The sequence below is a fragment of the Pseudomonas sp. DTU_2021_1001937_2_SI_NGA_ILE_001 genome, assembly GCF_032463525.1.
GTDB lineage: Bacteria > Pseudomonadota > Gammaproteobacteria > Pseudomonadales > Pseudomonadaceae > Aquipseudomonas.
This window is the reverse complement of the sequence record NZ_CP135971.1, coordinates 161,906-182,650: the sequence shown is the minus strand read 5'-3', so window position 1 is coordinate 182,650 and position 20,745 is coordinate 161,906. Positions and strand designations below refer to the sequence as shown.

Here is a 20,745-nt window from a genome sequence, read left to right as displayed (position 1 = left end):
TCGCATCGGCAACCTGGCTTTACGCCGGGCTGGCGCACAACCATCACCGTCAGGTGCCGTTCATTTGCACAATGCCGCTCATTTGCACATTCCCTGCACCTGGCGCCCAAGATAAAGCTGCAGCAGGTCGGCGGTGCGGTAGGGATCGCATCCTGTGAGTTCGGCGATCTTTTCCAGGCGGTAACGCAGGCTGTTGCGATGAATGCCCAGGGCTTCGGCGCAGACCTGGCTTTCGCCACTGTGCTGCAGCCAGCGGTCGAGGGTTTCCAGCAGCTGTGGATGTTCGTGCAGGGGCCTCATCGGTGCGGCGATGTCACGGGCCAGCCAGTCATCGCGGTGACGCCAGAACAGCACCGGCAGGCGCAGCTCGTGCAGCGACAGCAGGCGCTGTGCCGGGCAGCGCTGGGCCGCGTAATCGATCAGGTCGCGCAGCGCCGCACAACACTGGCGCAGCTCGGCCAGGTCCTGCGCCGGTTCCGCCACGCCGATGCGCAGCAGCGGCCAGCCCTGCTCCAGCCACTGCAGGTCTGCCAGGCCACGCTGGCTGGGCCGGCACCAGAACACCAGGTCGGGCCCACGCAGGATGCACCAGCTGTCGGGACAGCGTGCACGCAACCGGGCGATCAGCGGGTGCTCCATGCTCAGCGGTTCGCTGGCCTGCAGCAGCAGCGCCTGACGCGGCAGCTGCGGTTGCAGACCCAGCTGCCGCGCTTCTTCGGCCAGGCTGTCGGGACAGTCGCCCCACAGCAGACGCGCCAGCAGTTCGTCGCTGCGCTGCTGGCGCCATTGCAGATCGGCCTGCTGGCGGCGCTGTTCCATGAGCATTTCGGCGGTCATCTTCACCAGCTCGCCATAGACCCGCACCTGCTCCGGATCGCCAGTGATGCCCAGCACCCCCACCAGTTGATGGTCGAGCATCAGCGGCAAGTTGACGCCCGGTTTGACGCCGCCCAGGCGGCTGGCGGCGCCGGCGTCAATCTCCACCACTTGCCGGGTCGCCAGCACCTGCTGGGCACCGGCATGGCAACTGCTCAGGCGCTGCGCATCACCACTGCCGATGATGATGCCCAGATAGTCCATGACATTGACGTTGTGTGGCAGGATCGCCATGGCACGGTCGACGATATCCTGGGCCAGGGCGCGATCGAGGGCGAACATGGCAGACTCCCGACGAATGGGTTTTGTTGAATTTATCGAAGCCGGCAGTGTGCCTGAAACTGGAGCCCGGGGCTAAGGCCGTGGCACAGTGCATGCTTCGCCCTTCCCGCCCTCAAGGTGCACGCCGTTGATCCGCCGCTTCCTGACCCTGTTGTGCGCCCTACCCCTGCAAGCTTGCGTCAGCCAGGCCGACGAGCCCTCGTCCGACACGGCCTTTGAACGCTATCGCCAGACCACCCTGCAGTTGCTACGCGACACGCGCGACTTCCAGACCCCCGACCACGCCACGGAGCTGGCCTGGAATGCCCCGCAGCAGTGGCGCCCGACGGGCACCCTGCGGGGCGGCATCCTGCTGGTGCATGGCCTGGGTGATTCGCCGTGGTCGTTCCATGACATTGGCCAGAGCCTCGCCGACCAGGGTTATCTGGTGCGTAGCGTGTTGCTGCCAGGCCATGGCACCCGCCCCGAGGACATGCTCGAAGTGCCCCTCGAACAATGGCAGCAAGTGGTACGCGAACAGGCCGCGCAGCTGACCCGCGAGGTGCCACGCATCTATCTCGGCGGTTTCTCCACTGGCGCCAACCTGGTGCTGGACTACGCCTACGAGCATGAAGAAATCGCCGGACTTGTGCTGTTTTCCCCGGCGTTTCGGTCCGACAGCGAATACGTGTGGCTGACCCCGTGGATCAGCTGGGCACGCCCGTGGCTGGCCAAGCCTCATGAAAACGGGCGACCGATGCAAACGCCAGTGCGCTACCTCAATGTGCCCACCAATGGCTTCGCGCAGTTCCATCGCAGCAGCCTGCTGGCGCGCCAGCGCCTGGAACAGGCGCCGTACAACAAACCGGTGTTCGTGGCGATCACCGAACACGACTCGGTGTTGGACACCGCCTTTGTGCTCGATACCTTCAACCAGCGCTTCAGCCACCCGGCCAGCCGCCTGCTGTGGTACGGCAGCGACCCGGCACCGGCGGCACGCAGCCCAAGGGTGCTGGTGCGTGACGATCACCTGCCACAGCTGCGGATCAGCCAGTTTTCCCACATGGGCCTGCTGTTCTCGCCGGAAAACCCGCTGTACGGCCCGCAAGGCAGCCAGCGAATCTGCTGGAACGGCCAGACGCCACAGGACATGGCCCGCTGCCTGGCGGGTGAGCCGGTGTGGTATTCAGACTGGGGTTATCGCGAGCCGGGCAAGGTCCACGCCCGGCTGACCTTCAACCCCTATTACCCATGGCAGACGCAAGTGATGCTGGAGGTTCTGGCGGCAGACGCGCAGTGACCGAGGCCCGAGGCAATCGAAACCGCTCGCTGGCGGCTATTCCAGAGGCACCAGGCGTTCGCGGCTGTTGCTCAGGTGAGTCCACATCGCCGCCCGTGCAGCATCGGGGTCCTTGCGGCGGATGGCACTGAGCAGCGCTTCATGTTCGAGGTTGGCCAGATAGCCGTGTGGGACGAGATTGCTGCCAGCGCGCTCGCTGTTGGCGATACGCGTACGCGGGATCATTGCACTGCCCAGGTGCTGCATGATTTCCAGGAAATACGGGTTGCCGGTGGCTTCGGCGATGAGCATGTGAAAGCGCTTGTCGGCCTCTACGCAGCTGTCGTCCTTGGCCAGCAGGTCCTGGTAGTCATCCAGCGCCTGGCGCATCGCCGCCAGCTGCTCGTCGGTACGGCGCAGCGCAGCCAGGGCCACGGCCTGGGTTTCCAGGCCAATGCGCAGTTCGATGATGTCGCGCACCCGTGACGCGGTCTCGACCTTCAGGCGCAGCCCGGTCTGGTCCTCACGCGGCAGCACGAAGGTGCCCTTGCCATGATGGGTGACCACCAGCCCGGAGGCCTGCAGCTTGGAGATGGCCTCACGCACTACGGTGCGGCTGACCCCATATTCGCGAACGATCTCGTTTTCCGAAGGCAGCTTTTGCCCCGGTGCGATCTTGCCCAGCAGGATGCGCTGGCTGAGTTCCGTCACCAGGTCGGTGGCCAGGCTGTGGGAGCGGCGCTTGGGTGCGGCAGCGGGCGTTTCTTGCATGCAGGCGTTCCGGCTGGAAGTTGTATTTTTTCTCGGTGACCTGCCCGGCGAAAAAGGCTTTCACACCGGCCCGGCCAACGAGGATGCGCCGCATCATAGCATCGCAGCGTCATTCGAAGGCCTGCACATGTCCGGTCTGACTCGTCTAACTTGTTAGACAAGCTACCTCATCAATCTTTTCACCCGTCACCGCTCGGCCGATAAAAAGCGCATCTCAAAGGCTTTTTACAACACCTCATAAAACCCTTAAAAATCCGAATATACGCGGGTTTTAGCGCTTAAAATCAGCAAAAAACACTATTTTAAAAACCACACCCATGCGCTTTTGCGCGCACTTCCCCTGCACTTCCCTCTTGCAGCAATAACCTTTACTTGTATGATGACCAACAAGGCGAGCATCGACTCGCCCATGACCCGCATAAAAACAACGAGTGGGAGAAAACCCAGTGAGTACATCCACCCCCGGGATGAACAGCACCCTGGACCCGACCCTGCAGTCGGCCATTTCCAAGGTCAAGCGTCACGTCCTGCCGCTATTCGTCATCATGTTCATCGTCAACTACATCGATCGGGTGAACATCGGCTTCGTACGTTCGCACATGGAAACCGACCTGGGCATCGGCGCTGCCGCCTACGGCCTGGGCGCCGGCCTGTTCTTCATCGGCTATGCGCTGTTCGAAGTCCCTTCCAATATCCTCCTGCAGAAAGTCGGCGCTCGCGTCTGGCTGACCCGCATCATGCTGACCTGGGGCATCGTGGCCGCCTGCATGGCCTTCATCCAGAACGAAACCCACTTCTACATCCTGCGCTTTCTGCTGGGTGTCGCCGAAGCGGGCTTCTTTCCTGGGGTGATCTACTACTTCACGCGCTGGCTGCCTGGCGTGGAGCGCGGCAAGGCCATCGCCATCTTCCTCAGCGGCTCGGCCATCGCCTCGCTGATCTCCGGCCCGCTGTCCGGCCTGCTGCTGCAGATCAGCGGCCTGGGCATGAAGGGCTGGCAATGGATGTACTTCATCGAAGGCATGTTCTCGGTGGTGTTGTGCTTCTTCGTGTGGTTCTGGCTGGACTCCAAGCCGCATGACGCCAAATGGCTGAGCCGCGCCGAACAGGACGCCCTGGTCGCCGCCATCGACGCCGAGCAACAGGCCCGTGAAGCCGCCACGCCGATCAAGCCTTCACTGGGGCAACTGCTCAAGGACAGCCAGATCCTGCTGTTCTGCCTGATCTATTTCCTGATCCAGCTGACCATCTACGCCGCGACCTTCTGGCTGCCGAGCATCATCAAGAAGATGGGTAGCCTGAGCGATTTCGAAGTCGGCATGTTCAACTCCATTCCGTGGCTGCTGTCGATCATCGGCATGTACGCCTTCGCCAGCCTGGCCGGCAAATGGAAGCGCCAGCAGGCCTGGGTCGCCGCCGCACTGCTGGTGGCTGCGGCCGGCATGTTCATGTCCACCACCGGCGGGCCGATCTTCGCCTTCGTGGCCATCTGCTTCGCGGCGCTGGGCTTCAAGTCCGCCTCTTCGCTGTTCTGGCCAATCCCCCAGGCCTACCTGGACGCCCGCATCGCCGCGGCGGTCATCGCCCTGATCAACTCGGTGGGCAACCTCGGTGGTTTCGTTGCACCCACCACCTTCGGTTTCCTGGAACAGCACACCGGCTCCATCCAGGGCGGCCTTTATGGCCTGACCTTCACCTCGATCTTCGCCGCGGTCATCGTCTTCGCGGCACGCAACACACCCAAGCCAGGCGCCACGCCGGTGGCCGACATCAAGACCTCACCCAGCCACTGAGCCGCTGAACGCTGACAAGAACAAAGGAACCGAACATGACCATTCAGACTTCCGGCAGCACCCCCGTCATCACCAGCCTGCAAGTAGTGCCCGTAGCCGGCCATGACGACATGCTGCTCAACCTCAGCGGCGCGCATGGCCCCTACTTCACCCGCAACATCCTGATCCTCAAGGACAGCGCCGGACACACCGGCGTGGGAGAAGTCCCCGGGGGCGAAGCGATCCGCCAAACCCTGGAAGACGCCCGCACCCTGGTGGTCGGCAACGGCATCGGCACCTACCAGAAGATTCTCAACGACGTGCGCAAGGCCTTTGCCGAACGCGACGCCGGCGGCCGCGGCCTGCAAACCTTCGACCTGCGCATCACCATTCATGCGGTCACCGCCCTGGAAGCCGCCCTGCTCGACCTGCTTGGCCAGCACCTGGAGGTGCCGGTGGCAGCTCTGCTCGGCGAAGGCCAGCAGCGCGATGCCGTGGAGATGCTCGGCTACCTGTTCTACGTGGGCGACCAGGACCAGACCAACCTGCCCTACCGCCGCGAGCCGGATGCGGAAAACGACTGGTTCCGCGTGCGCCATGAAAAGGCCCTGACCCCAGAGGCCGTGGTGCGCCTCGCCGAGGCCGCCCATGCCCGCTACGGCTTCAAGGACTTCAAGCTCAAGGGCGGCGTGCTGCGCGGCGACGAAGAGATCGAAGCGGTCACCGCCCTGGCCGAGCGCTTTCCCGATGCGCGCATCACCCTCGACCCCAACGGCGCCTGGTCATTGAAGGAAGCCATTCGCCTGTGCCGCGACCAGCACAACGTACTGGCCTATGCCGAAGACCCCTGCGGCGCCGAGAACGGTTATTCCGGCCGCGAGGTGATGGCCGAGTTCCGCCGCGCCACCGGCCTGCGCACCGCCACCAACATGATCGCCACCGACTGGCGGCAGATGGGCCACGCCATTCAGCTGCAGTCGGTGGACATCCCGTTGGCCGACCCGCACTTCTGGACCATGCAGGGCTCGGTGCGGGTGGCGCAAATGTGCAACGAGTGGGGCCTGACCTGGGGTTCGCATTCCAACAACCACTTCGACATTTCCCTGGCCATGTTCACCCATGTCGGCGCCGCCGCCCCCGGCGAGATCACCGCCCTGGACACCCACTGGATCTGGCAGGACGGCCAGCGTCTGACCAAGGAACCGTTCAGGATCGTCGACGGCAAGGTCGCGGTGCCGAACAAGCCGGGCCTGGGCGTGGAGCTGGACATGGACCAGTTGAACAAGGCCCACGAGCTGTACAAGAGCATGGGCCTGAACGCCCGTGACGATGCCGTGGCCATGCAGTTCCTGATTCCCGGCTGGAGCTTCAACAACAAGCAGCCGTGCCTGGTGCGCTAAGCCCTCTTCAAGCGGTACCCCTCGCCCTGATGGGCCACCGGCGCGCAGCCCCCTTGCGCGCCGTTTTTTCATTCTCTCCGCGCTGCCAGCCATCAACCATGATGCGCAGGATCTGCGCAGTCACCTTCGCGCAAAATACCGTCCTCGTCGCACCTCTCCCCTTGGCGGCTGCAACCTCCGGTGCCCGCGCAAGCCATTGCACGGCGATGCGCAACGGTTTGCTCGGTCCGCGGCCACCAGGAAGGCCGCCGCGCCGCAAAAGTCAAACTAACCAACTGAAATAGAAGAGAAATTACTCAACGGCACGAATCTTGGTTCAGGCGCTCATCCCTCGTCGGCTGCCGCCGTCAGACCCAGGAACATCAGCCATGACCGAAAAACACGGCACGCGCCGCCAGCGCCTCGCCACCGAATTCGACAAGACCCCGGCCAGCGGCACCAGCCTTTGCCCGTTCAAAGGCCCGGACATCGCCATCGTGCCCATGCGCTATGCACTGGACCGCTCGCGTTACGACGCCAATCCAAGCGCCCTGAAACCCTTGCCCAGAGAGGGTCGCTGGGCCAGCCTGCCGCTTCTGCAAAGCCGCCAGTACACGCTTCGGCAACTGGCCGACGGTTTTGTCTACGTATTCGACGAAACCGCCGGCACTTTTCACGAGTACACCTACTCGGCCCACGACGCGAGCCTGGCACGCATCGTCTGGACCCAGGCCCACCTTGGCCTCGATGAACGCAACGGCGCCGGCGAAGCCAGACCCTTCCTGCTCTACCCGCGCCGGCATGTGCTGCACATCGCCTATGCCCCGGTGCAGTGGACCTGGCGCCTGTGCGAACACATGCGCTCGCACACCGGCAGTCGCACGGTCTGGATGAAACGCCTGGACCTGGCCAGCTACTGCCAGACCCTGAACGAACCGCACACGCGGCCCTTGCGCGAACTGGCCCGTGTGGTGGCCGATATCGATGCCGGCAGTGTCCATGAAGACCAGCGTTTCGACGACACCTCGCTGCCCAGCAGCGAACCGCCGCCGACACCGGAAGAGCCCGACACACCGAGCTGGGTCCCCCTCGGAGCCGACGTGCATTGGCTGGGCAGCGTGCCCGACAAGGACAGCGCGCTGCTCATCGCACTGGACGACCCACTGGCCGTGGCCCGCGACCTGGCGGCGCAAATGGCCGCCGAAATCGCCGAATACCAGGTCTGGGAAACCGAACATGCACACCGGATCACCATTGCCGGTTATGTGACCGAACTGTGCGGGGCAGATCCGGGCGTTGAAGGAGACAAGCTACCGGAGAAAGCCAAGGGGGATCTGCGCCTGACCCATGAGTATCTGCGCGATGCCGAGGCGTATCTGGCAAAAAGGGAAGCCGACCATACACGTGAGGAAGCCAACCAAAACAGAGGATCAGGCTACAGGACGAACGGACACAGAATCGCTGATGATCAAAAAGCCCAACTCTTCAACCGCTACGGCAAAACACCCGATGACGCCGACGTTAAAGAGTGGCTCAGGCGCAAGAACTGGCGCAAGGAAGTAGACCTGAAGGCAGCACGCTACTACCTGCTGGAGCAGCTTCCTATGCAAGAACGATTGCTGCAGCGCATCAAGGACACGCGTAACGATGTTGAGCGATGGCTGATTCATGTTGGCATCGAGCCCATGGCGCTGTTCATCGATACACTCACCCCCAAGACGCTAATGCATCTGACGGGTATTTTCGAAGAGATGCAGGTGATCTTCGCCCAGGACAAAGAAACCCGAAAGTGGCTGGAGGACCAGGAACATCAGACCACTACACTGTTCGGCCTGCACAACTACGGCTTTTCCCCAGCCATCAAGGCCGCCCTGAACTCCGAGGCCAACCGATTACTGCAAGGCTTCGGCGACCTGACCAGCTTGGCCACTCGCGCGGGAGAGTTCAACAGTGCCTTCAATCACCCGGACTTCGCCCATGTTCCCTGGGTAAAAGCACTGAAAGATATTCCACGCAAGACCCTGGAAGCCATGGTAGCTCTCGGCGAACGCGCCACTGGCCAACTGATGCAGGGGATGCTGCAGACGAGCCTCGCCCTTCTGGGAAGCCGTTCCCTGCACGATACGAAAACCGTTAGCGCGCTGCTTCGTCACTTGCTCCTGAACCAGACTCTGGCCCCTAAGAGCAAGCCTTTAGCCATCGACCCAGAGATCGCCGCCAAGCTCAAGAACTGGAAAAATCAGCAACGCTTGCTAACTCAGCAGTTGCAAGATTTGAAGAATCGCTGGCACTACACTGTTAACCGCCAAGAGCGCCACAATCTGGGGCAACAAATTCGCGCTCAGACAGCTCAACTGCGCAGTCATGGTGTGAACATGCCCTTGCTGCTGGATTACCAAGGCCAGCACTACATAGACCGATTTCGCCGGGAAATCATCAATCTCAGCTGGTCTTCAGGACAGCACCTAGAAAGGTGGGCTCTACAAAGCAGGGAGTGGGCCGCTCGCCAGAACCTCAGCGGAAGGTTCGCCTCGATTGTGGTGCTCATTAATCTTATCAATGTCATCGTAGTTTGGAATGACGTCAGAAAGGATGGCACGATTAATCAGAAAGACCTGATAAAAATCGGCTACAACTTAGGCTACACCCTGAACCTTTGGCTGGGCATTTACGTAGCCGCCTCTTGGGAAACCATTCGAAATACACCTCCGACGAAGATCGGCGATAAAACCACCTCTATTTTGAATCAGTCAGCAGCATATTGGAAAAAGAGAGGCAATTTCGGCTGGGCCAGCACAGTAACGAGTTTTCGAACTCGACTTTTTCTGATGGGATCAGCTGGGGCGGGAGCTGCAGCTCTTGAGCTTGCAGAAATCCATGATGATATCAACGCAGCCAAAAACCCTAGAGAGCGAAATTTAATGTTGGTAAAAGGGCTAGGTGTATTCATCATGGGCGGCGTAGTTATTGCGCAGCAGATAGCAGCATTGGCTTCAGCCAAGTTTGCCATGGGTGCTGCTATATCAGTGCTCGGCGGAAGGGCTGCTCTGATAGCGCTTATCGGCGGTGTTATCTATCTTACCGCCAGCACCCTAATCAACGCCCTTAAGCAGGACCACATTAGCGCTTGGTTGAGAAGATGCTATTGGTCCTATACAGAAAAAAATCGCTTTGGGAAAAATTTCTCTGATCATATCGAAGAAATACGCGCCTTCAAGGAAGCGCTGCTCTGCCCACAGATATTGGTCAAATCCCAAGCTAATTACCATACCGCTCACGGCGAACTAAATGCCAGCCAAGCGCTTCATACAGGTGCGTTTATACAAGTACTTTTTCCCGCCAATCTACGCGACCAACAAATAGTTATCGACATCATCAGCGGAGCGAAAATCAGTCCTGACTGGGATGAGTGTTTGAGGAACACGTTTATCGAGGACGGTCAGTGCTTACCCTTATCGAAATGGGGGGTATTGCAGGCAGAGCCTGCCGTCGCCACACCTCAGAAAATTGAAAAGAATACTCCAGCTATCTGGCAGACGTGGGTACCGCTGCCCGAGTCAGCTACCTTTTTAGAATTCCAGATCTGGTATCCCACAGAAGTCCTCATGCCGTCGATGAGTGATATGGGCTATCGCTTTCGGATAAAACTGAGCAACACGGGTGAAATTTCTGAGGACGACTCAACAGTTGAAAACTGGCTCATCAGGAATCTAAAACGCCCCAAGAACAGCTTCATCATGCTTAGAGACTGACAACTTAAGAAAGCCCCTAAACCACTTTCATGCTACGGATTAAAAAGCTATTTAACCACATGAACAATCCACCCACCCTTGCTAAAACCGATCAAAACACACCGACACTCAACTGGTCTGTGAGGAGAATAAACCTTCCTCGTGCATTAATCTGGATCTGGCCAATTGCGTTCACCATATGGCCGGCATTCACAATCTTTATTTTTCGAGATCTGTACACAGACTTTTTCATCACTTACGCCATCTTTATATCTGGAGCAATTCTCACCAGCCTTGGCATTCTGTCAGACGCATTAAAGCGCACCGACTTCAACTACAAAATTCACCCTGAAAAGGGAGAGCTGGATTACCGCCCTCGTTACTTCAAGCACGAAGGCTTAGTATATAAATGCGTTGCCGCCGCCGGACTTCTTGTACTGCTTGCAGTCGCCGCTTATACGGAATCAATAATATTTATTCTAGGCGCAGGGGGTCTGATCCTAACGGCTTTGCGACTGAGTAGCTGGGAGCCGCCTCCCACAGAATACGAAACCAGCCTGCCGTGGCACGAGTACAACCACGTCACCATCGACCGTTATTTCCTCATCATCGCCGTCCACGTCGATGAAGAACAATGCGGTTTCGAAGCCCGCCTCCCCAATAAAGAACTATTCGAGCAATACCTGGCCTTTCTGCGCACGGTACTGCCCCCCACCACGCAATACCAAGAACGTATCTGGTGGGGCTGACGCCGGCCGCTTCTTTGTCATGAATCGAAGGACTCCGAACATCGATGGTTGCACGCAAGCCAAACCCTGACGTAATCGAATCACCCCGAGAAGCTCAGGCGTCACAGAGCGATCTTCCGACACTCCAGAGTTGGTCAGTGAAAAGAATCAACCTCCCAAGAGGAGCCATTTGTATCGCCCCCTTTATCGTAATGGCATTTCCAGCATTGCTCGCGGCAGTATCCTGGAAAGAAATATTAGAGGATCCTTCTGAGTTATATTTGATTCTTATCCCATCTCTCGCAGCGGGTTGCTGTTGGCTCGCTGAAGCCTTGCGCCGCTCCGTTTTCGACTATCGGATATACAGGCACCAAGCAGAAATGGATATTCGCCGCCACTACTACAAGCATCTAGGCACGGTTTTTAATGTCATCGCCGCTATTCTGATCATTCTTCTGCTTGCTGTAGCATCTGTTATAGGATCGGTGCTCTTCTTGATCGGCCCCGTCGTTTTCATGATCTACGCCGCGTTGCGTGCGACCCGGTTACCCCCGCCGCCACCTACCGAGCACGTCATCACGCTGCCTTGGGAGGAATATCGCTACGTCACCATCGACAGAGTATTCCGAATCATCGCCCTTCAAACCGACGAAGAAGATATTGGTTTCGACGCCCGCCTCCCCAGTAAAGAACTATTCGAGCAATACCTGGCCTTTCTGCGCACGGTACTGCCGCCCTCCGCGCAGTACCGGGAAGGCATCTGGTGGGGCTGAAGTCGAGCGCCCACCCGTCATAAATTAAAGGCCCCAGGAACAATGATCTTAGACAAGCCAACGCCGGACGCATTCGAAGTATCTCATGAAGTTCAGGCTTTACCGACCACACCCCCGGCTCTTTACAGTTGGTCCGTGAAGAGAATAAACCTTCCTCGCGCGTCAATCTGGATCTGGCCAATTGGGCTAACCATATGGCCGGTACTCACCATCATTATTTTTCGAGATCTGTACACGGACTTTTTCATCACTTACGCCATCTTTATATCTGGAGCAATTCTCACCTGCCTTTGCATTCTGTCAGACGCATTAAAGCGCACCGACTTCAACTACAGAATTCACCCCGAAAAGGGAGAGCTAGATTACCGCCCTCGTTACTTCAAGCACGAAGGCTTAGTATATAAATGCGTTGCCGCCGCCGGACTTCTTGTACTGCTTGCAGTCGCCGCTTATACGGAATCAATAATATTTATTCTAGGCGCAGGGGGTCTGATCCTAACGGCTTTGCGACTGAGTAGCTGGGAGCCGCCTCCCACAGAATACGAAACCAGCCTGCCGTGGCACGAGTACAACTACGTCACCATCGACCGTTATTTCCTCATCATCGCCGTCCACGTCGATGAAGAACAATGCGGTTTCGAAGCCCGCCTCCCCAATAAAGAGCTATTCGAGCAATACCTGGCCTTTCTGCGCACGGTACTGCCGCCCTCCGCGCAGTACCGGGAAGGTATCTGGTGGGGGTAGACCGGAAGAAAGGGTGAATTTCCCCAACCAGACTCTGAATCCAAGAAAACAGTCTCTGACCTGTTCCCCCGCCGCAGACCGTATCTGGCACGTTAATAGCTAATGTTTACCCAAGCCTTTGTTGAACAATCCAGACGGTCTGCGGAGCCTTTCCATGCCCAAGCCCACCACGGCGAAGCTTCTTCCCCAGCCCTCACTCATCTCCGCTCGGGTCGCAGCGACCGGCGTGAACACTTTCCCTGCACGAGCGCATCGGACATGAGCGGGCTGTCGCTGGCCGATCAGGTGGCGCTGGAGTTACCGGATATCTATTTCAATTAAAACTCCAGCCATACGCAAATGAGACTAATGAGTCAGAGGAGAACCCATTACTGGTAACGCAGCGCGAACGACCGAAAAAAGCAACCTGATTGTGCTTTGCTAAACTCCTTTTTCATAAAAACACGACTTTGTAATAGTTAATCGACACAACAGCAAGATAATGGCCTCCCCAAAAAACCTCCTTCCCGACCGCGCGTCGTCTGCAAAGCTGAGCTGGTCCGCAAAAAGAATAAAACTTCCACGAAGTTGCTTTTGGACCTTGCCACTCTTCATGCTGGCGTCCTTTTTGCCAGTAGGCATTTTAGTCTGGTATTTAAGCGAAGACCTGAACGACTGGATGATGACAGTGAGCCTATCAATAGGCATGCTAGCTCTTCTTTTAGTAGGTGCCTTCAGAAAATCACATTTTCACTACCGCATTCATCTCGAACGCGCTGAGGTCAATTATCAGCTATGCGTCCCCCGCTATATGGAAGACTTTGTGAAAGGGATGGCGCTGATCGTCATTGTCGCATTGCTGGGGTTAGCCGTTTTCCTTGGCTCTGCCGTGCTTCTCGGCCCTGTGGCGATGGTAATCATCGCTGCCTTACGACTGTTGAGCTGGGAGCCCCCACCCGCTGTACACGAAACCAGCCTCCCTTGGCACAACTATCAGCACGTCACCATCGACCGTTATTTCCTCATCATCGCCGTCCACGTCGATGAAGAACAATGCGGTTTCGTAGCCCGCCTCCCCAATAAAGAGCTATTCGAGCAATACCTCGCCTTTCTGCGCACGGTACTGCCGCCCACGGTGCAGTACAGAGAAGGTATCTGGTGGGGCTAGGGGTCTAAGGAGTACCGCCCGGCTCAGGGCGGTATTGATCAGGCCTTGGCGCTGAGGCACGGCGGGGCCTTGCAGGCCCCGCGCGTGGAAGGAGGTATTACCAGAGGGCGATGTCGTAGGTGAAGTAGATACGGTTGCTGTCGCGGCCGCGGGAGAAGTCGGAGCGGTACACGTAGTTGCGCAGCTTCACGCCCAGGCCCTTGAACGAGCCATCGGGTATCACGTAGGCCAGTTCCATATCGCGCTCCCACTCGGCTTGACCAGCAGCGCCGGACTTGCCGTTGTCACCGCTCAGGTAGCGAGTGGAAAAGTTCAGGCCCTTCACGCCGAGGGTGCCGAAGTCGTAGGCGTAGCTGACCATCCAGGTTTTCTCGTCTTCCTGGATGAACTTGCCAATCCCCACGTTACTGAACGAATAAACGGTAGCGCCGTTGACGAACGGCAGGCCGGCATCGCCGCTGAGTTTCTGGTAACCGGCACCGACGGTGTGCCCGGAATGGCTGTAAGCCAACTGGCCGCTGTACATGCGGTTGTCGATCTGGCCCTTCCAGGCATGGCCGACATCACGGCTGTCGAATACCCGCAGGTCGCTGGTCAGTACGCCGCCGGCCAACGGCAGGTCGTGCTGCACGCCGAAGAAATGCTGTTGGTAGAAGTTTTCCAACTCACCGTTGAAGTAGCTCAGGCGCAGCGACTTGGTGAGCTTGTATTCGCCGCCGAAGTAACGGAAGTCACCCGACTCGCCGCCGCTGTAGCCATCCGGGGTGACGCCGTTGCTGTCGGAAGAGTCGCGCAATTTCTGGCGATCGAGCAAGCCACCGGTCAGGGTCAGCCCCTCGATGTCGTTACTGACAATCTGTGTGCCCTCGTAGGTCTGCGGCAGCAGGCGCGCGTCGTTGTAGACCAGTACCGGGTTCTTCGGCAGCAGGGTGCCGTATTTGAGCGTGGTCTTGGCGAACCGCGCCTTGGCCGTGGCGCCGAAGCTGGAGAATTCGTCGGCGGCGCGACCATCATCGTGCACTGGCAGCAAACCCGTGCCGCTGCGGCCACGGCCGGAATCCAGCTTCACGCCCAGCAGGCCCATGGCATCGAGGCCGAACCCTACCGTGCCCTGAGTGAAGCCGGACTGATAGTCGAGCAGGAAGCCCTGCGCCCATTCGGTACGCTCGCTTTTGGCCGTGGCTGCGGCACGGGCGCTGAGGCCCTGCTCGTCGCGGAAGTTCTCGTTGAAATAAACGTTGCGCAGTTGCAGCTTGAGTTTGCTGTCTTCGATGAAACCGGCGGCGCCGGCATCCGGCAGGCTGGCAAACAGCAGGCCGCAGGCAGCCGCACGGGTAATGACTTTGGTCATGATCCAGGTACTCTTCTTTATTGTTATGCAGGGTGGGGATTGGGCCGCCAGCTCCCCCCGGCGGCCCAGGTTCGCCCTCAGGCGAAGAACGAGATGGCGCCGGTCAGCAGTGCCAGCACGGTGATTACCAGCGAGGTCAGCACCGCCCATTTGACGGTGGCTTTCTGAAAGTCACCGATGTCGCGGTCGACCATGCCCACCAGCAGCAGGGTCGAGGCCACCAACGGGCTCATCAGGTGAACCGGCTGGCCAAGTACCGAGGCGCGGGCGATTTCCAGCGGCGAGATGCCGTAGGCGGCGGCTGCGTTGGCAAGAATCGGTACCACGCCGAAGTAGTAGGCGTCGTTGGACAGCACGAAGGTCATCGGCATGCTGGTCAATGCGACCACCAGCGGGAACCAGTGACCCCAGGCATCAGGAATCCAGGCCACCAGCGTCTGGGCCATGGCGTCGACCATCTTGGTGCCGGAGAAGATGCCGGCGAAGATACCGGCGGCGAACACCAGCAGCACCACGGTCATGGCGTTGCCGGAGTGCGACAGGATGCGCTCCTTCTGCTCTTCCAGCTTGGGGTAGTTGATCATCAGCGCCGCGACAAAGCCGATCATGAACAAAATCGCGGCGTGCATCACGCCCAGCACCAGGGCGGTCATCACGATGATCACCAGCACCAGGTTGACGTAGGCCAGGCGCGGACGCTTGTAGGGGGTGTTCTCGAGGATTTCCTCGATGTAGCACTTGGTGCCGCCAGACTCCAGCTGGATGATGCCGATGCGCTTGCGCTCGGCGCGGCCCAGCAGGAAAGCGGTGAACACCACCCAGGCCGCACCACCGATCATGGTCGGCAGCATCGGAATGAAGTACTCGGTGGCGTCCAGGCCCAGCGCCGCGATGGCGCGCGTGGCCGGACCACCCCAGGGGCTCATGCCGCTCATGATGCTCAGCGACAGCATGGAGATGGTCGCCAGGATCATCGGGTTCATGCCGATGCGCTTGTACAGCGGCAACATCGCGGCGCAGGTGATCATGTAGGTGGTGGTGCCGTCACCGTCCAGGGCTACCAGCAGCGACAGCAGCGCGGTGCCGATGGCAATGCGCATCGGGTCGCCCTTGACGCGCTTGAGGATCTTGCGGATCAGCGGGTCGAACAGGCCAGCGTCGATCATCAGGCCGAAGAACAGAATGGCGAACAGCAGCAGCACTGCCGAGGGAGCGACCATTTTCAGGCCGTCGAGCATCATCTTGCCGGTGGTCGGCGCAAAGCCGCCGATGATGGCGAAGACGATAGGGACCACAGTGAGAGCGACGATCGGAGAGAGACGCTTGCTCATGATCAGGTAGGTGAATACCACGACCATGGCCAGGCCAAGTAATGCGAGCATGTTGTTTTTCTCTTGTTGTTATGTCGGCGCGGCCAATGTTCAGAGACACGGCCTCCCTGCCCGCCCGGCGCCGTGAGGCGCCAGGCGAGATACTGCATGAAGTCCTTTGGGGGTGAAGCGAGGTATCAGCTGATTTGCTGGGGCTTGTCGGTGACCCATTGCTGCGGTACATCGACCGGCGCTGCCGGCTTGCCATCGAGCGCACGCTGCAGGGTTTCGCGGTCGCAGGCGCCTTCGGAGAGGGCGATGGCGACGGTGGCGACAGCGTTGCTCGCCAGGCTGGTCAGCGCACGCGCTTCGGACATGAAGCGGTCGATACCGATCAGCAGGGCCAGGCCGGCCAGCGGAATGTCATGGATCACGGTCAGGGTCGAAGCCAGGGCCACGAAACCGCTGCCGGTGACGCCTGCCGCGCCCTTGGACGACAGCAGCATGATTGCCAGCATGGTCAGGGTCTGGCCGACGGTCAGGTCGATGTTGCAGGCCTGGGCGATGAAGATGGCGGCCAGCGACAGGTAGATGGCGGTGCCGTCCAGGTTGAACGAGTAGCCGGTCGGCAGCACCAGGCCAACGACGCCTTTCTTGCAACCCAGGCCCTGGAGTTTTTCCAGCATGCGCGGCAGCACCGGCTCGGTGGACGAGGTACCCAGCACGACCAGGAACTCTTCACGGAAGTAGCGCAGCAGCTTCCACAGGCTGAAGCCGTAGATGCGGCACAGGCCACCAAGCACCACGAAGACGAAGAAGGCACAGGCGACATACAGGGTCATGATCAGCTTGGCCAGCGAGCCCAGGGAGGTGATCCCGTACTGGCCCACGGTGAAGGCCAGGGCACCGAAAGCACCGACCGGCGCAAAGCGCATCAGGTAGCCGAAGATCTTGAACACCATCTGCGAAGCTGATTCCAGCACGGTCAGTACTGGACGGCCCTTCTCGCCCAGCGCCGACAGGGCGAAGCCGCTGAGTACGGCGATGAACAGCACCGGCAGCACTTCACCCTTGTTGAAGGCACCGATGAAGGTGTCCGGGATGATGTGCATGAAGAAGTCGACCACGCTCAGCTTGGCCGCCGAAGCGGTGTACTGCGCCAGGCCGGCGGTACTCAGGGTTGCCGGGTCGATGTTCATGCCCACGCCGGGCTTGAACACGTACACGGCGGCCAGGCCGATCGCCAGGCTGATCACCGTCAGCACCAGGAACAGCAGGAGCGTCTTGCTCATCAGACGCCCGAGGGTGCTCTTGTCGGTCATGCCGGCAATGCCGGTGACGATGGTGCAGAACACCACGGGTGCAATCATCATCTTGATCAGCTTGATGAATGCGTCGCCCAGGGGTTTCAGCGCAACGGCCTGTTGCGCCCAGAAGTGACCGACCAGTACGCCGAGGATGACGGCGCAGATGATCTGGAAGTACAGCGATTTGATGAGTCTCATGAGGCATCACCCATTGTTGAAATTGTGCGGATGCGCTGGGTCAACGGACGAACCGGGTCAGCCGGCCAGCCGTTGCGGGGTTGGAACGTAGACGAATCCTGAAAACAGACGCCGGGCGGTGCGCACCACCGATGCCTGCAAAGTGCCCTCCGGGCCGCTGCGGCTCAAGGCCACATCGATACCCCCACTAGGGTGCTCCAATCGAACCTGGCTCAGCGCCAGGGCCGACTCGCCGAGCAGCTCGGCGGCCACGCTGCCGGCACTGACACAGGCGGTAGCCAGGCCGATGGACCCGGTGATCGCCAGTGAGCGGTGACAGTTGTGTGGCATGAAGTATCGCACCTGCAGCGTGCCGCCGTGCCGAGGACGAGAAATCAATACGGGTTTGGGAATCACTTTCTCGCTGACATCGCCCAGGCCCATTGCCAGGCCGGCCTGCAGGCGCAGGTTTTCCAGGCGCTTGAGCAACTCGGTGTCGGCGTCCAGCTCGGCCGGGGTTTCGCCGCCGGTCTTGCCAAGTTTCTCGGCTTCCACGAGCATCATGGGCATGGCCATGTCGATGCAGGTCACTTCGATACCATCGAAGACGTCACGCACCTTGCCGGTGGGGAAAAGTTTGCCGGTCTTGCTGCCGACCGCATCGAGGAAAGTCAGGTGCACCGGTGCAGAAGTACCAGGAACGCCATCGACCGAGGCCGTGCCTTCGTAGTTGACGACGCCGTTGGGCGTGTCGACCAGCGAATTCACCAAGGTACCGGTGTTGACGTTGCGAATGCGCACCAGGGTCTTGCCGTCATCGGCCGTGACCAGGCCCTGTTCGACCGCGAACGGGCCGACGGCGCAGAGCATGTTGCCGCAGTTGGGGGCTGTATCGACACGACGCTCGTTGACCATCACCTGCACGAAGAGGTAATCGACATCGGCTTCTGGATGCGTGGAGGGGCTGATGATGGCAACCTTGCTGGTTTGCGGACTGCCGCCGCCGATGCCATCGATCTCAAGTTCATGGCCGGAACCCATGAGACTGATCAGCATCTCATCGCGCTCTTCTGGCTGGGAAGGCAGGTCCTTGGCAAGAAAGAACGGTCCCTTGGAGGTACCGCCGCGCATGAGCACGCAGGGAATTGGTTGCATGACTGCTGACTCTTGTTAATCAATCGGTGTTATTGATGTTCTAGGGGCAAGAGTGCCAGCAGTTGAAAAATCAATCCAATGCAAAGATCGTAGCCATTATTGCGCACGAATTATCAATAACAATGCAACGCGCAACGGAGCATCATCGTGGAATATGAGCTACAAGATATAAGATCTTTCGTGAAAATCGCCGAACTGGGCAGCTTCCACGAAGCTGCGGACGTATTGCATGTCTCCCAACCTGCCCTGACTCGACGCATCAAGAAGCTGGAAGAAGGCTTGGGCACCCCGTTGTTGGAACGCACCACCCGCCGGGTGAGCCTGACCAGTGTGGGACGCGATTTTCTGCCCAAGGCCAGGCGCCTGCTCGACGACCTGGAAGATTCGATTCTGAGTATTCGCGAACTGGCCGAACGGCAAACCGGCCAGGTCACCCTCGCCTGCATCCCCACTGCGGCGTTCTATTTCCTGCCGTCGGTGATTCGCCTGTACAACGAGCAATACCCGAAGATCCGCATCCGCCTGCTCGACCTCAGTGCCAATGACGGGCTGGAGGCCGTGCTGCGCGGCGAGGCCGACTTCGGCATCAACATGATGAGCGGCCAGCACCCGGACATCGACTTCATGCCGCTGGTCAACGAGCCGTTCGTGCTCGCCTGTCGCCGTGACCATGAACTGGCCGGGCGCACCTCGGTGACCTGGTCGGAGCTGAGCGACTACCGATTGATCGGTGTAGGCCGGCTCAGCGGCAACCGGATGATCCTCGACCATGCCCTGGCCGGGCTTAGCTGGCGCCCCAAGTGGTTCTACGAGGTCCAACACCTGTCTACATCCCTGGGCCTGGTGGAGGCCGGCCTGGGTGTGTCGGTGATGCCCAGCCTGGCGATGCCGGCCGCCGACCACCCGACCCTGGTCAGCGTGCCGCTGGAAGAACCGGTGGTGAACCGCTCGCTGGGCCTGGTCTACCGACGTGGCGCTTCGCTGTCGCCGGCAGCGGAGAAGTTCGTCGCCATGCTGCTGGAGAAGTGGCCGCAATGAAGCTTCAGGGCTGCAGGCATGCAGCAATCGCTTCACGCACCCGCGCCACCGCCGGGTCCCCCGGGGTTACCGTGCGCCAGCCCAGTTCCACCGGGTAGCGCGGCAGCGCCAGCGGGCATGGCAGTGCCCGCAGCCCGGTGGCAGCGGCGATCGCCTCGGCGGCATGCGCCGGGATGGTCGAAACGCATGAGGTGCCGCGCAACAACCACGGCAGTGCCGCGAAATGCGTAGTGGAAGCCGCCACGCGGCGCCGCAGCCCCTGGGCGGCCAGCGCCTCATCAACAATGCCGATGAAGCCCGCCGACGATACCAGCAGATGCTCACGAGCCACGAACTCATCGAGGTCCAGTGCGTGCTGCCCGGCCTGCAGGCTGGCAGGGTCCACCAGGCAGGCATAACCGCCCTCCCCCAGCACCTCGCGCCCGAGCAACCGCGCATTGCAGCCACCGACGGTGATCGCCAGATCGATACGCCGCTCCAGCAGGTCCGTGGCGACGATCTGGCTATGGGTCTGGCGGAAGATCAGCCGCAAGCCGGGCGCCAACGCCTGCACCGCCGCAATCAGCCGCCGTCCATGGGCGATCTCGAAATCATCCGACAGCCCCAGGCTGACGCTGCGGCCCTGGAAGTCTGCCCGATGGGGATCCAGCAGCGTCAGGCTCTGCCGACAGCGCGCCAGCGCCTCGGCGATCAGCGGGCGCAGCTGGTTGGCCTGCAAGGTCGGCGCCAAGCCACGCCCGGTGCGCACGAACAAGGTATCGCCATACACCTCGCGCAGGCGCCGCAAGGCCGCACTAACCGCCGATTGGGTAAGCCCCAGGCGCAAGGCGGCGCGGCTGGCACTGCCCTCTTCGAACAGGGCTTCGAAGACCTTGAGCAGGTTGAGGTCGACAGACTCGATATTCATGGCACTCATATCAGTTAGCAATGAGCGCGTATTTATTCA

At 60.0% G+C, this 20,745-nt stretch carries 16 protein-coding genes; 9 read left to right on the top strand and 7 right to left on the bottom strand.

The features are described 5' to 3' along the window. Positions 1–78: 78 nt before the first annotated feature. Entirely contained in the window at positions 79–1,158 is a 1,080-nt protein-coding gene (locus RRX38_RS00825) for a CdaR family transcriptional regulator (RefSeq protein WP_315961109.1), read from the bottom strand. A gap of 127 nt (positions 1,159–1,285) precedes the next feature. Between RRX38_RS00825 and RRX38_RS00820 the strand changes: the two genes are divergently transcribed. Continuing rightward, a complete protein-coding gene (locus RRX38_RS00820) occupies positions 1,286–2,437 on the top strand; it encodes an alpha/beta hydrolase (protein ID WP_315961108.1) in 1,152 nt (383 codons plus the stop codon). A 36-nt stretch (positions 2,438–2,473) separates the two neighbouring features. On the opposite strand, the gene RRX38_RS00815 is transcribed toward RRX38_RS00820, so the two are convergent. Continuing rightward, positions 2,474–3,187: a FadR/GntR family transcriptional regulator gene (locus RRX38_RS00815; RefSeq protein WP_295477578.1), complete on the bottom strand. Its 714-nt coding sequence runs from the start codon at positions 3,185–3,187 to the stop codon at positions 2,474–2,476. Between the two features lie 467 nt (positions 3,188–3,654). Here RRX38_RS00815 and RRX38_RS00810 point away from each other — a divergent pair, with 467 nt between their 5' ends. From RRX38_RS00810 to RRX38_RS00780, 7 genes are all read left to right on the top strand, one after another. Beyond that, positions 3,655–4,980 carry an MFS transporter gene (locus RRX38_RS00810; protein WP_295477767.1) on the top strand — a complete coding sequence of 442 codons (1,326 nt, stop codon included), beginning with the start codon at positions 3,655–3,657 and terminating at the stop codon, positions 4,978–4,980. Between the two features lie 35 nt (positions 4,981–5,015). Beyond that, complete coding sequence (gene gudD, locus RRX38_RS00805) at positions 5,016–6,359, top strand: glucarate dehydratase (RefSeq protein ID WP_315961107.1); 1,344 nt, start codon at positions 5,016–5,018, stop codon at positions 6,357–6,359. A gap of 368 nt (positions 6,360–6,727) precedes the next feature. Then, positions 6,728–10,090: a T6SS effector BTH_I2691 family protein gene (locus tag RRX38_RS00800; protein ID WP_315961106.1), complete on the top strand. Its 3,363-nt coding sequence runs from the start codon at positions 6,728–6,730 to the stop codon at positions 10,088–10,090. A 59-nt stretch (positions 10,091–10,149) separates the two neighbouring features. Continuing rightward, the gene (locus RRX38_RS00795; protein ID WP_315961105.1) at positions 10,150–10,818 is read left to right on the top strand and encodes a hypothetical protein; all 669 of its coding nucleotides are present in this window, start codon (positions 10,150–10,152) and stop codon (positions 10,816–10,818) included. A gap of 137 nt (positions 10,819–10,955) precedes the next feature. Further along, positions 10,956–11,570 carry a hypothetical protein gene (locus RRX38_RS00790; protein ID WP_315961104.1) on the top strand — a complete coding sequence of 205 codons (615 nt, stop codon included), beginning with the start codon at positions 10,956–10,958 and terminating at the stop codon, positions 11,568–11,570. A gap of 42 nt (positions 11,571–11,612) precedes the next feature. Then, on the top strand, positions 11,613–12,314 hold the full coding sequence (locus RRX38_RS00785) for a hypothetical protein (protein WP_315961103.1): 702 nt from the start codon (positions 11,613–11,615) through the stop codon (positions 12,312–12,314). Positions 12,315–12,795: 481 nt separating this feature from the next. Then, positions 12,796–13,461: a hypothetical protein gene (locus RRX38_RS00780; RefSeq protein WP_315961102.1), complete on the top strand. Its 666-nt coding sequence runs from the start codon at positions 12,796–12,798 to the stop codon at positions 13,459–13,461. Between the two features lie 97 nt (positions 13,462–13,558). On the opposite strand, the gene RRX38_RS00775 is transcribed toward RRX38_RS00780, so the two are convergent. The 4 genes from RRX38_RS00775 to RRX38_RS00760 all read right to left on the bottom strand — a co-directional run bounded on the left by RRX38_RS00775 (position 13,559) and on the right by RRX38_RS00760 (position 18,761). Next, positions 13,559–14,812 (bottom strand): OprD family porin, encoded by a 1,254-nt coding sequence (locus tag RRX38_RS00775; protein WP_315961101.1) that lies wholly within the window; start codon positions 14,810–14,812, stop codon positions 13,559–13,561. Positions 14,813–14,889: 77 nt separating this feature from the next. Continuing rightward, positions 14,890–16,194 (bottom strand): citrate:proton symporter, encoded by a 1,305-nt coding sequence (locus RRX38_RS00770; protein ID WP_315961100.1) that lies wholly within the window; start codon positions 16,192–16,194, stop codon positions 14,890–14,892. Between the two features lie 125 nt (positions 16,195–16,319). Then, positions 16,320–17,627: a C4-dicarboxylate transporter DctA gene (gene dctA, locus RRX38_RS00765; RefSeq protein WP_295477592.1), complete on the bottom strand. Its 1,308-nt coding sequence runs from the start codon at positions 17,625–17,627 to the stop codon at positions 16,320–16,322. A gap of 57 nt (positions 17,628–17,684) precedes the next feature. Then, complete coding sequence (locus tag RRX38_RS00760; RefSeq protein WP_295477595.1) at positions 17,685–18,761, bottom strand: 4-oxalomesaconate tautomerase; 1,077 nt, start codon at positions 18,759–18,761, stop codon at positions 17,685–17,687. A gap of 147 nt (positions 18,762–18,908) precedes the next feature. Between RRX38_RS00760 and RRX38_RS00755 the strand changes: the two genes are divergently transcribed. Further along, positions 18,909–19,799, top strand: coding sequence for a LysR family transcriptional regulator (locus RRX38_RS00755; protein ID WP_295477597.1), 891 nt, complete (start codon positions 18,909–18,911; stop codon positions 19,797–19,799). A gap of 4 nt (positions 19,800–19,803) precedes the next feature. Here RRX38_RS00755 and RRX38_RS00750 read toward each other — a convergent pair whose 3' ends face one another. Continuing rightward, a complete protein-coding gene (locus tag RRX38_RS00750) occupies positions 19,804–20,715 on the bottom strand; it encodes a LysR family transcriptional regulator (protein WP_315961099.1) in 912 nt (303 codons plus the stop codon). Positions 20,716–20,745: the final 30 nt, after the last annotated feature.

Coding starts and splice junctions, on each gene's coding strand:
- RRX38_RS00825 (WP_315961109.1), bottom strand. CDS start 1,158: ATGTTCGCCCTCGATCGCGCCCTGGCCCAGGATATCGTCGACCGTGCC.
- RRX38_RS00815 (WP_295477578.1), bottom strand. CDS start 3,187: ATGCAAGAAACGCCCGCTGCCGCACCCAAGCGCCGCTCCCACAGCCTG.
- RRX38_RS00810 (WP_295477767.1), top strand. CDS start 3,655: ATGAACAGCACCCTGGACCCGACCCTGCAGTCGGCCATTTCCAAGGTC.
- gudD (WP_315961107.1), top strand. CDS start 5,016: ATGACCATTCAGACTTCCGGCAGCACCCCCGTCATCACCAGCCTGCAA.
- RRX38_RS00800 (WP_315961106.1), top strand. CDS start 6,728: ATGACCGAAAAACACGGCACGCGCCGCCAGCGCCTCGCCACCGAATTC.
- RRX38_RS00795 (WP_315961105.1), top strand. CDS start 10,150: ATGAACAATCCACCCACCCTTGCTAAAACCGATCAAAACACACCGACA.
- RRX38_RS00785 (WP_315961103.1), top strand. CDS start 11,613: ATGATCTTAGACAAGCCAACGCCGGACGCATTCGAAGTATCTCATGAA.
- RRX38_RS00780 (WP_315961102.1), top strand. CDS start 12,796: ATGGCCTCCCCAAAAAACCTCCTTCCCGACCGCGCGTCGTCTGCAAAG.
- RRX38_RS00775 (WP_315961101.1), bottom strand. CDS start 14,812: ATGACCAAAGTCATTACCCGTGCGGCTGCCTGCGGCCTGCTGTTTGCC.
- RRX38_RS00770 (WP_315961100.1), bottom strand. CDS start 16,194: ATGCTCGCATTACTTGGCCTGGCCATGGTCGTGGTATTCACCTACCTG.
- dctA (WP_295477592.1), bottom strand. CDS start 17,627: ATGAGACTCATCAAATCGCTGTACTTCCAGATCATCTGCGCCGTCATC.
- RRX38_RS00760 (WP_295477595.1), bottom strand. CDS start 18,761: ATGCAACCAATTCCCTGCGTGCTCATGCGCGGCGGTACCTCCAAGGGA.
- RRX38_RS00750 (WP_315961099.1), bottom strand. CDS start 20,715: ATGAGTGCCATGAATATCGAGTCTGTCGACCTCAACCTGCTCAAGGTC.